The organism is Propionibacterium ruminifibrarum, assembly GCF_900289195.1.
Lineage (GTDB): Bacteria > Actinomycetota > Actinomycetes > Propionibacteriales > Propionibacteriaceae > Propionibacterium > Propionibacterium ruminifibrarum.
Map to the genome: position 1 here is coordinate 226,368 of NZ_OMOH01000003.1, position 10,273 is coordinate 236,640.

Below are 10,273 nucleotides of genomic sequence, written 5' to 3' on the forward strand. Positions count from 1 at the left end.
AGACTCTTCCGGACGAGTCACCGCCTTCGGTGACGTCCGCGTAACCGGCGCGTGAACAATCGCGACGTTTCGTTACGGGTCTGTTTCACCGTTCACCGCAGGGCCGGGCGCCGCCTCGACGGGCCCTCCTGCGCTCCGGCGTACGCCCTCGCCCGAGGGCTGCGGGCCGGTGCACCGGCTCAGCAGTGACCGACTCCGAAACCATGAGCGGTGAAGTACACCTGCCCGGCCACGGCGTCGGCGGCCTCGCGGGCCGTGTCGATCTGGTCGGCGGGCGCGGTGACGACCAGGCTGACCCCCACCCGGTTGCCGTTCGAGGTGGGGATGATCGCCATCTGACGCAGAACGACCGAATCGTTCGCCGTCGTGCCCTCGGATGTCTTGATGTAGCTGCTGACGACCTGACCGAAGCCGTAGGAGTGCTCCTCGTCGACGTGCTGCATGCGGCTGATGATGTACCAGTCGGAGCTGGAGCACCACAGCTGCCCGGCGAACTCGGCCTGACTGGCCACGGTCCAGTCGGTCTGCGTGAACGCCGGGACGCCTGGCCGGTCGGTCTTCGTGGCGACGGTCGTCACCTGGTCCCCGTACTCCTGGAAGACCCGGTTGACCGCCTTCGACGCGGCGTCGGTGGTGCCGAGGAAGGTGTAGAGGGCCTCGTCGGAGGACAGTGAGGACTCGCTGATCGACTTGGTGAGCATGTACGTCAGATTGCTCGGCATCGAGTCGGTGTCGAAGATGGCCACGGCGATCGGTATGTCGAGCGTGCCCCATGCCGGCCCGCTGGTGAGGGAACCGGCCGTCCATGTCGCTGTGGAGCGCTGGCCGACGGGAGCGATCCCGGCCACTCCCAGGCCGATCCGCACGCCGTACCTCGACTGGATCGAGTCGACCTGGGTCTGCAGTACGGTCAGGTTCACGTCGTCGACGGGTTCCGGGCTGCTGGGGGCCTGCGTGGGCGAGGTGCTTTGAGTCGGCGTCGGGGTCGGGCTGGTGGTCACCTCGACGGCCGCCGGACGCCCGTTCGTCGAGCGGCTGGCCCCGAAGGCGACGACGGCGCACAGCACCAGTGCCATGCCCGTCGAGATGGCGGGCAGCGGGGCGTGCCACACGCGCCTGGCCCCGCTGCGCAGTACCGAGGCGGCCCGTGAGAGCACGGCACGCGCCCGGGCGCGGTCGAGGTGCGCACCTGCCGGGTGTCTGCTGGCCATCGGTGCCTCCTTCGCCCCGCCGCTGCGTGTCCGGGCCGCAGTCGCGGCTTCTCGGGGCGCGGGCATTCCGCGCCGATGTGGACCTTATCCTAGAACTCGGCCGGGCGTACCGGGCTGAGCCGCTGTGCTCCGTCGCCGGTGTAGTCGAAGGGGTCGAAGGATCCCAGCTCGCTCCAGGGCACGTCGACGTCGAAGGCCGCGACGGTCGCCACCGGGAAGGAGCACATCTGCATGTCGGCGTCGCTGCGGTCGGCCGCCCAGGTGAACTCGCTGGCCAGCGTGGGGATGGTTGGCGCGTGGCCGATGACGATGAGGCCCTGCACCTCGTCCGGGGCCTCGGCGATGCGTGCCAGCACCAGGCGGGGGCCCGCCTCGTACAGCGCCGCCTGGAACTCGACGTGCACCGGGACGCCGTTGATGTCGGGGAGCTGCAGGTCGGCGAAGGTCTCCCGGGTGCGCTCGGCATCCGAGACCAGGGCCATCTGGATGCCGGCGCCGGCGAGCCGTTCACCCGCCTCGCGGGCCTGGGCGTGCCCGTTGTCGCTGAGCCTGCGGCCCTTGTCACCGCCCGTTCCGAAGGACCTGGCCTGGGCGTGGCGCATGAGATACAAACGTCGGGTCATGCTATAGAGCCTATTGCCCGGCCCGAAATCACCGGGCGGGTATGCCCTGGGGGTGTCTGAACGGGTCGTTCCGGGGCTCAGCGGGCTGGTTTGCGGGCGACGATGAGGTCGCGTCTGATCGAGGAGTCGACGCGGTGGCTGAACTGCTCCCAGGCCGGCCCCGGGCAGACCTCCAGGCCGGCGTCGGCGCAGATGGCCGCCAGGTCGTCGCGGGTGAGTCCGAAGGCGTTCCAGGCGATTCCGAGCGCACCCCCCGCCCTCAGCTGCCCGGCCCACACGGGGATGGCCTGGGCCAGGAGCGCAGCGGGGGAGCGGTCGCCCCTGCCCTCCCGGTTTCCCCTGGCCGAGCGGGCGCCGTGGACGATGCCGTACGGCGCGTCGGTGACGATCGCGTCGAAACGGCGTCGGCCGAACAGCCTCGCCGAGTCGCGGGTGTCACCGGTGAGGACACTCATCGTCAGCGCCGGGGCGCCCTCGAGCGCATCGTGCCCGCCCGTGGCGACCCCCGGGTGCGCCGTCACCTCGAAACGGCGGCCGATGACGCGGCCCTCGCGGCGCACCGGAGCGGCGTCCGCCTTGTGCCTGAGCCGCTTGCGCCGCAGGTAGGTCTTCATGAAGGCGGCCAGCTGCTCGACGGCCCTCTCATCGGTCTCGACCCCGAAACCGTTGTGGCCCATCAACCAGGCCGCCTGCAGCGTGGTGCCGCGGCCGGCCATCGGGTCGAGCACGTCCAGCTGCCGGACGCCGCCGGGCAGCACAGGGCGTTCGGGCCCAGCGGTGCGCACCTGCGCGCAGGTGACGTGCAGCAGAAGCCTGGTGAACATCTCGTTGGTCTTGCCCGCGTACTTGGTGATGGTGAGCAGGTCGTCGTCCATCACCTGCACGGCCGGGAGTTGTACGGGACGCAGCAGCTCACCGGCGCGCTCGAACAGGGCGAGTGCGCTGGACTGGCGGGCGATCGCGGCCGGGTCGAGGGCGTCGGCGCCGAAACCCACGTACTCGACGCCCGCCATGGCGGTGCGCTCAGGGTTCTCGACGGTGGTGGTGACGGCCAGTTCCGCCACCGCCATCGTCGGTGCCTGCTCGGCGTAGACGTGGTTCGCCGACGGGGCCACGAGCATGACGTAGTCGCTCACGGGCCAATCCTTCCACGACGGGCCAGCCGGCCGCCCGATCGTGGGCCGGGATGGGGAGCTGCCGATACGACGAGGGGCCGGGCGTCGCTGCCCGGCCCCTCGCGCTGTCTCAGCGGGTCACTGCAGGTCGACCTTGTGGTGCTCGTACGGCGTGCCCTTGGCGCGGGCGTACGAGGCGCGGATCTCGGCCTCGGCCTCCTCCCGGCCGGCCCAGGACGCGCCCTCGACCGACTTACCGGGCTCCAGGTCCTTGTAGACGGTGAAGAAGTGCTCGATCTCGAGCATCACCATCTGCGGGACGTCATCCAGGTCGTCCATGTAGTCGCGGCGGCGGTCGGCCGTCGCGATGCACAGCACCTTGTCGTCACCGCCCATCTCGTCCTGCATCTGGAACATGGCGATGGCACGGCACTCGATGAGACAGCCGGGGAAGGTCGGCTCCGGCACGATCACCATGGCATCGAGCGGGTCACCGTCCTCACCGAGCGTGCCCTCGATGAAGCCGTAGTCGTACGGGTACTGCGTCGAGGTGAACAGGGTGCGGTCCAGGCGGATGCGACCAGTGTTGTGGTCCATCTCGTACTTGTTCTTCGTGCCACGCGGGATCTCGACTGTCATGTCGAAGGTCAGGCCGTACTGAGGCAGGCCAGTGGCAATTCGGAAATCATCGGTCACGGCGTTGCGTCCTTATGATGATGAAGTGGAATCTGAGCCTGACACTACCTGTTTGGGGGCTGCAGAGTGAATTCGCGCCAACAACATCCTGGAAGACGGTGGGTGATCCTCGCCGGCGTCGTGGCCGTCACGCTCGTCACCGCCGGCCTGGGGGCGCGGTTCGGCGCCGGTCCCGCCGGGCTCCTCGTCGAGGACGGCGCCGCCACGGTGTCGCCCGGACTGTACGGCGCCACTGACGACGGCACCGGTGTCATCGATCCGGCTCTCGGCCCGGGACAGTACGCGTCCCTGTCGGCCGAGGAGGTCTCCGGGGCACTGGCCGGGGCGGGTCTCGACCCGGCCTGGTCGGTCTCGGTCCGTGACCTGGCGAGCGGCGACGAGGTCTTCGACCAGAACAGCGCGCAGGCCATCATCCCCGCCTCGAACCTGAAACTCATGACAACGATGGCCCTGCTCGACGCTGCGGGGGCCGGCACCACCTACGAGACGACGGTGGTGGCCGAGTCCGACGGCAGCTATACGCTCGTCGGCGGCGGCGACCCGCTGCTGGCCAGCACCGAGTCGGCCTACCAGTACGAGGGGGCGAAGCCGGCCACCTCCGCCGAGCTGGCCGAGCGGACGGCACGGGCCCTCAAGGCCGCCGACGTCACCTCGATCACCCTCAACTACGACGAATCCCTGTTCAGCGGCCCCACCCGTCATCCGGACTGGGCCGAGGGGGACATGGAGTACGTCAACGACATCTCGGCCCTGACGATCGACCAGGGCGATGACTCGGGGGACTCGGGGGCCTCGGCGGCCACGACCTTCGCCGAGCAGCTCACCGCAGCCGGCATCACCGTCGAGCCCGACCCGACCCCCCGGACCGCCGGACAGGGCGCGCAGGCCATCGCCCGGGTCGAGTCGCTGCCGCTGGGCCAGATCGCCCAGGTCTGCCTGCGCCATTCCGACAACTCCATCGCCGAGACCCTGCTACGGCACCTGGCCATCACGGCAGGCCAGCAGCCCACCTTCGACGGGGGCGCCGCCGCCCTCGAGCAGCGGATGCGTGCGCTGGACGTCTGGTCCGACGCCGACTCGCTGCACGACGGATCCGGTCTGTCGGAGAACAACCGCCTCACCGCCGGCACCCTCAGCAAGGTCGTCGCCGTGGCCGCCGGCTCGGACGACATGCGGACCGGGCTCGCCGGCATGCCCGTCGCCGCGGCGACCGGCAGCCTCGAGACCCGCTACCTCGACTCCTCCTCGTCGGCCGGCGCGGGCCTGGTGCGGGCCAAGACCGGGACACTCGACGTGGCCAGCACACTGACCGGCTACACCCCGACGGCCGATGGCTCGATCGCCGTGTTCACCATCGTCATCAACGGCGCCGGCACCGAGGCCCGCCCCTACCTCGACACGCTCGCCGCCTCCCTGGCCGCCTGCCGGTGCGCGGGCTGACACCGTGAGCACCCGTGCCCTCGGCCCGGCGGCCCTGGCCCTGACGCGCGCGCTCGCCGTCGTCGTCGGGAGAGCGCTCGACGATGCCCGGCGCGTCCGTGTCGCCTGCTCCGGCGGCCCCGACTCCCTCGCCCTCGCCGCCGCCCTCGCCTGGCACGCCAGGCGCGAGCCGGCGCTCATGGCCGAGGGCCTGGTCGTCGACCACCAGCTGCAGGACGGCTCGGGACCGGTGGCGGCGAGAACCGCCGAGCAGCTGCGCGCACTCGGTCTCGCGGCGTACGTGGTCCCCGTCGAGGTTCCCCGGGACACCGGCCTGGGTCTTGAGGCCGCCGCCCGCGCCTGCCGCTACGAGGCGCTGCGCGCCCCCGGGCCATCCGGCGTCCGCCCCGGCGTCGTCCTGCTCGGCCACACCCTGGACGACCAGGCCGAGACCGTCCTGCTCGGCCTGGCACGGGGCTCCGGGACCAGGTCGCTGGCCGGCATGCCGGCCTCCTTCGGTGCCGACCCGCTCTTCGTGCGTCCCCTGCTCGGGCTGCGCCGCGCCGACACCGCGGCCGCCTGCGCCGAATGGGGCCTCGAGCCCTGGCAGGACCCGCAGAACGCCGACGTGTCCTACACCCGCGCGCGGGTGCGCCACGAGATCATGCCCCTGCTCGAGGAACGCCTCGGGCCCGGCATCGCCCAGGCCCTGGCCCGCACCGCGCGCCTGGCCGCCGCCGACGCCGACCTGCTCGATGAACTGGCCGATCGGGCCGGCGCCGAGGTCGCCCGCGACGGCGGACTCGACACCTGTGCGCTGGCCGCCCAGCCGCCGGCCCTGCGCGGACGGATCGTACGGACCTGGCTCACGGGGGCCGGGGTCGTCGAGCCGAGTGCCGCCCACACCGCGGCGGTGCTCGACCTCGTCGAGAGCTGGCACGGGCAGAGGGGCGTCGACCTGCCCGGCCGCGTGCGGGTGGTCCGCGCCGGCGGGCAACTACGCCTCAGCCGGCCCGGGCAGGAGGCAGGAGCCCAGCCCGGTCGCCCCTGCGACCTGCCCGGGGTGCACTAACCTTGGCCACGTGGATGCAGCCGATATCAGCGCAGACCTGAAGCACGTGCTCTACACGGCCGACCAGATCGATGCGCGCGTCAAGGAACTCGCCGCTCAGATCGACGCCGACTACGAGGGCAGGAAACCACTTCTCGTGGGCGTCCTCAACGGTGCGATGATCGTCATGTCCGACCTGTGCCGGGCCATGCACGGGCATGTCGAGGTCGACTGGATGGCCATCAGCTCCTACGGCTCCGGCACGCACAGCTCCGGCGTGGTGCGGATCCTCAAGGACCTCACCAGCGACATCGCCGGGCGTCACGTCCTGGTGGTCGAGGACATCATCGACACCGGCCTGACGCTCAGCTACCTCGTGCACAATCTCGCCACTCGCGGCGCGGCCAGCATCAAGGTGGCCACCATGTTCCGCAAGCCCGAGGCGGTTCACGCGCCGGTCGAGGTCAGCTACGTCGGCTTCGACCTGCCCGACGAGTTCGTCGTCGGCTACGGCCTCGACTACGACGGGCGTTACCGGAACCTGCGTGACGTCGCCACCCTCGAGCCCCACGTCTACCACCACTGACGTCCAGGCGCCCGCCGAGGAAGGTGATCCGGTGACCGAGAACGAGCCCCACGAGACAGACAACACGCCGTACGCGGTCCCCGGCGGGCGGCTCGCGCCCGGTTTCGACGGCGCCCGCATTGAGGCCGCCGTCCGCGAGCTGCTCATCGGCATCGGCGAGGACCCCGACCGCGATGGCCTGCGTGACACGCCGGCCCGTGTCGCCCGCGCCTACGCCGAGGTCTTCAGCGGTATCGGCCAGGACCCCGGCGATGTGCTCGCACGCACCTTCGACATCAGCCACGAGGAGATGATCCTCGTCCGCGACATCGAGGTCTACAGCACCTGCGAGCACCACCTCATGCCCTTCCACGGCGTCGCCCACGTCTGCTACATCCCTCCCCGGGACGGCCGCGTCACCGGGCTGTCGAAGATCGCCCGCCTGGTCGAGATCTACGCCCGCCGCCCGCAGGTGCAGGAGCGACTGACGGGGCAGATCGCCGACGCCCTCATGGGCTCCCTGCACGCCCGTGGCGCGCTCGTCGTCATCGACTGCGAGCACCTGTGCATGACGATGCGCGGCGTGCACAAACCGGGCGCCCGCACCCTCACCTCGGCCGTCCGCGGCCTGCTGCGCGACCCCGCGACACGCGCCGAGGCCATGAGCCTCATCAACGCCTGACCGGACGGGCTCCCGGACGGCGTCGACGAGGCATCCTGATCGGTTCCTGTGAGAAGTGCGGTACACCGAAGATGGTGTCGCGCGGCCTCTACACTTCCCCTCATGAGTCACACCTCGGTCATGGGCATCATCAATGTCACTCCCGACTCGTTCAGTGACGGAGGCATGTGGCCGGACGCGCACGCCGGGGTCGGGCACGGGCTCGAGCTCATCGCCCAGGGCGCCGCAATCCTCGACGTGGGCGGCGAGTCCACGCGGCCCGGGGCCGAACGGGTCAGCGAGGCCGAGGAGCTGGCGCGTGTCGTCCCGGTGATCGAGGGACTGCGGGTCCCGGCCACGGCGACCGGCGTTCAGCTCAGCGTCGACACGATGCGGGCCTCGGTGGCCCGGGCGGCGGTGCAGGCGGGCGCGACGATCGTCAACGACGTCTCCGGGGGGCTGGCCGACGAGGCGATGCTCGACACCGTCGCGAACCTGGGCGTCGACTACGTCTGCCAGCACTGGCGGGGCTTCGGCCAGGAGATGGACGCCGCGGCGGAGTACGACGACGTCGTCGCCGAGGTGCGCGACGAACTCCAGGCCCGATGCCAGGCCGCGGTGGATGCCGGCATCGCGCCGGAACGCATCATCGCAGACCCCGGCCTGGGTTTCGCCAAGACGGCCGGTCACGACTGGCAGATTCTCGCCCACCTCGAGGTGTTCACCGGGCTGGGCCACAGGGTGCTCATCGGCGCCAGCCGCAAGCGTTTCCTGGGGAATCTGCTCAGGGGCCGCCCGGCCACCGAGCGTGATGCGGCGACCACCGCCGTTTCGGGATGGTGCTGCGCGCACGGGGTCTGGGCCGTCCGCACCCACGAGGTGCGTTCACAGGTGGACGCGATCACCGTCATCGAGCATCTTCTCGCCCTGGCGAATTGACCGCCGATTCCCGGGCGCGGCAGCCGGTTGCGTCGGCACGACCGGACCGGCCGAAATGGCGGCACGCGGAATCGGCTGCCGGCCACAATTGCGTGCATCTGGAACAATGACATACCGAATGGCCGTCGGAGGGCTGATGGTGGAGGGGACACTGGGAAATCCCGGCCCGGGCCGGGTGCAGATCGTGTTGACCGGTCTACACGTCATGGCACGGCACGGGGTACTGCCCGAGGAATGGGTCGACGAGCAGCCCTTCGTCGTCGATGTCGAAGCGATCGTCGACGAGCCGGATGCCGACGATCTGTCCCGGACCGTCAGCTACGCCGACATCGCTCAGCTGGCGGTGCGGCAGTTCGAGGCCGGGCACGTCAATCTCATCGAGACGCTCGCCGCCCGCATTTGCGATGCCTGTCTGGGGCTGCCTGGAATACACGCGGTGGCAGTGCGCGTCCACAAACCCCGGGCGCCCATCGGAGTGCCTTTCCACGACGTCTCGGTGACCGCCGTCAGGTCCGCCGGTCGTGACGGATCGCCGGCATGAACCGGGTCGGGGACCGTGCCCGTGGGACTCGAACGCGACACGTGGTGTTCAGCCTGGGATCCAACATGGGCGATCCGCTGGATTATCTACGGGCCGGTGTTCACGAACTCGCCGCCACGCCGGGAATCACATCGACACGCGTCTCATCGGTGTATCGCACCAGGCCCGTGGGCAACACGGCCCAGGACGATTTCCTCAACATCGTCGTCACGGCCGATTCGAGGCTGGGCCCGCTCGACCTTCTCGACCGGGTCAACGCCATCGAGGATGCGCATGGGCGGCGCCGCGACCCGGACAACCCGCACGGCCCACGCACTCTCGACATCGACTTGGTCGTGGTCGGTGAATGCACCAGCGACACGAGGCGGCTGCACCTGCCACATCCACGTGCCGGCGAGCGTGCCTTCGTTCTCGTCCCATGGGCAGAACTCGAACCGGACGCCGTCCTCCCGGACGGCAGAATTGCCGACCTGCTGAGCGCCATGGACCTCTCCGGTGTCGAACTCACCGGCTACCGGGTTTCGACTGGCCGGGCACCAGGAGCAACGGACGCCGGTCCCCTCATCATTCCCTGATGCCGTGCCGGGCGGCGTTTTCTGGTTGCCCGAATCCAGTTTTTGGGGCGAGTTTTTGGCTTTGCCGCGTCGTGTTGGTTATATTGACTTCGTCAGATGAAGAACAAGCGGGCGCCGACATGGTGCGGTGCTCTTGACGAGGAGGAAATGATGGCGCGCAAGGTGCAGGTGATCCTCACCGACGACGTTGATGGCAGCGAGGCCGCCGAGACCGTGAATTTCGGTCTCGATGGGGTCAGCTACGAAATCGATCTCTCCGATGAGAATGCCGCGAGGCTGCGCGATCAGCTCGCTCACTGGGTGGGGAATGCCCGCCGTACCGGTGGTCGTCGCAGCACCGGTCGTCGTTCCGGGAGCGGCGGCACGAGCAATGCGGCCAAGATTCGGCAGTGGGCGCAGGAGAATGGCCACGAGGTCCCCCCGCGCGGTCGTATTCCCAATGAGGTGCGCCAGGCCTACGAGGCTGCGCAGCACTGACCCGATGCTTGAGCTCGCGGCGGCCGGCCTGGTCCAGACGCCGCGAGGCTGAACGGATGGGGCGGGGAGCTGGTCTCCTCGCCCCATCGTCGTGTCAGCCGCCGGCGCCGGCGTCCTCCTTGCCGGGTCTGCGCCCGGTGCACGCCTTGTGCCTGGGGCGAACAGGCGGAACATTGGGCGTTGGGTGGGGGTTTGTATGATGAAACTTGAGCGTACCCGACTCAGGCCACCAGGTCGGGGTCGGGCGCTCATGGAGGATCCGTACGGGTCTGCTGAAGGAGACCAATGTTTGAGCGCTTTACCGATCGGGCACGCCGAGTCATCGTGCTCGCTCAAGACGAAGCGAAGATGCTTAACCACAACTACATCGGCACCGAGCACATCCTGCTGGGCCTGATCC

The 10,273-nt window shown here is 69.8% G+C and carries 13 protein-coding genes; 9 read left to right on the forward strand and 4 right to left on the reverse strand.

The features are described 5' to 3' along the window. Nucleotides 1-179: 179 nt before the first annotated feature. The 4 genes from PROPJV5_RS04705 to PROPJV5_RS04720 form a co-directional block, all read right to left on the reverse strand. On the reverse strand, nt 180-1,211 hold the full coding sequence (locus tag PROPJV5_RS04705) for a hypothetical protein (RefSeq protein WP_119715183.1): 1,032 nt from the start codon (nt 1,209-1,211) through the stop codon (nt 180-182). 89 nt (nt 1,212-1,300) lie between these two features. Beyond that, a complete protein-coding gene (locus PROPJV5_RS04710) occupies nt 1,301-1,834 on the reverse strand; it encodes a SixA phosphatase family protein (RefSeq protein ID WP_119715184.1) in 534 nt (177 codons plus the stop codon). A gap of 77 nt (nt 1,835-1,911) precedes the next feature. Then, complete coding sequence (locus tag PROPJV5_RS04715; RefSeq protein WP_119715185.1) at nt 1,912-2,970, reverse strand: TRM11 family SAM-dependent methyltransferase; 1,059 nt, start codon at nt 2,968-2,970, stop codon at nt 1,912-1,914. 117 nt (nt 2,971-3,087) lie between these two features. Next, nucleotides 3,088-3,645: an inorganic diphosphatase gene (locus PROPJV5_RS04720; RefSeq protein WP_021798865.1), complete on the reverse strand. Its 558-nt coding sequence runs from the start codon at nt 3,643-3,645 to the stop codon at nt 3,088-3,090. Nucleotides 3,646-3,747: 102 nt separating this feature from the next. Between PROPJV5_RS04720 and dacB the strand changes: the two genes are divergently transcribed. The 9 genes from dacB to PROPJV5_RS13020 form a co-directional block, all read left to right on the forward strand. Further along, nucleotides 3,748-5,085, forward strand: coding sequence for a D-alanyl-D-alanine carboxypeptidase/D-alanyl-D-alanine endopeptidase (gene dacB, locus PROPJV5_RS04725; protein WP_147385350.1), 1,338 nt, complete (start codon nt 3,748-3,750; stop codon nt 5,083-5,085). 4 nt (nt 5,086-5,089) lie between these two features. Continuing rightward, on the forward strand, nt 5,090-6,136 hold the full coding sequence (gene tilS, locus PROPJV5_RS04730) for a tRNA lysidine(34) synthetase TilS (protein ID WP_220474332.1): 1,047 nt from the start codon (nt 5,090-5,092) through the stop codon (nt 6,134-6,136). A gap of 10 nt (nt 6,137-6,146) precedes the next feature. Then, nucleotides 6,147-6,701: a hypoxanthine phosphoribosyltransferase gene (hpt, locus tag PROPJV5_RS04735; RefSeq protein WP_119715188.1), complete on the forward strand. Its 555-nt coding sequence runs from the start codon at nt 6,147-6,149 to the stop codon at nt 6,699-6,701. Between the two features lie 31 nt (nt 6,702-6,732). After that, complete coding sequence (gene folE, locus PROPJV5_RS04740; protein ID WP_119715189.1) at nt 6,733-7,362, forward strand: GTP cyclohydrolase I FolE; 630 nt, start codon at nt 6,733-6,735, stop codon at nt 7,360-7,362. A 102-nt stretch (nt 7,363-7,464) separates the two neighbouring features. Beyond that, complete coding sequence (gene folP, locus PROPJV5_RS04745) at nt 7,465-8,280, forward strand: dihydropteroate synthase (protein WP_220474333.1); 816 nt, start codon at nt 7,465-7,467, stop codon at nt 8,278-8,280. Nucleotides 8,281-8,416: 136 nt separating this feature from the next. Then, complete coding sequence (folB, locus tag PROPJV5_RS04750; RefSeq protein WP_119715305.1) at nt 8,417-8,821, forward strand: dihydroneopterin aldolase; 405 nt, start codon at nt 8,417-8,419, stop codon at nt 8,819-8,821. After that, nucleotides 8,818-9,396, forward strand: coding sequence for a 2-amino-4-hydroxy-6-hydroxymethyldihydropteridine diphosphokinase (gene folK, locus PROPJV5_RS04755; RefSeq protein ID WP_119715191.1), 579 nt, complete (start codon nt 8,818-8,820; stop codon nt 9,394-9,396). The genes folB and folK overlap by 4 nt, the downstream gene beginning before the upstream one ends. A gap of 150 nt (nt 9,397-9,546) precedes the next feature. Further along, nucleotides 9,547-9,873, forward strand: a complete 327-nt coding sequence (locus tag PROPJV5_RS04760; RefSeq protein ID WP_119715306.1) for a histone-like nucleoid-structuring protein Lsr2 — start codon at nt 9,547-9,549, stop codon at nt 9,871-9,873. A 285-nt stretch (nt 9,874-10,158) separates the two neighbouring features. Then, nucleotides 10,159-10,273 (forward strand): Clp protease N-terminal domain-containing protein (locus PROPJV5_RS13020; protein ID WP_275403700.1); only part of this gene is annotated, 115 nt, incomplete at its 3' end.

Excerpts from the sequence above, each read along its gene's own strand:
- PROPJV5_RS04705 (WP_119715183.1), bottom strand. The coding sequence starts at position 1,211 with ATGGCCAGCAGACACCCGGCAGGTGCGCACCTCGACCGCGCCCGGGCG.
- PROPJV5_RS04710 (WP_119715184.1), bottom strand. The coding sequence starts at position 1,834 with ATGACCCGACGTTTGTATCTCATGCGCCACGCCCAGGCCAGGTCCTTC.
- folP (WP_220474333.1), top strand. The coding sequence starts at position 7,465 with ATGAGTCACACCTCGGTCATGGGCATCATCAATGTCACTCCCGACTCG.
- folB (WP_119715305.1), top strand. The coding sequence starts at position 8,417 with ATGGTGGAGGGGACACTGGGAAATCCCGGCCCGGGCCGGGTGCAGATC.
- folK (WP_119715191.1), top strand. The coding sequence starts at position 8,818 with ATGAACCGGGTCGGGGACCGTGCCCGTGGGACTCGAACGCGACACGTG.
- PROPJV5_RS04760 (WP_119715306.1), top strand. The coding sequence starts at position 9,547 with ATGGCGCGCAAGGTGCAGGTGATCCTCACCGACGACGTTGATGGCAGC.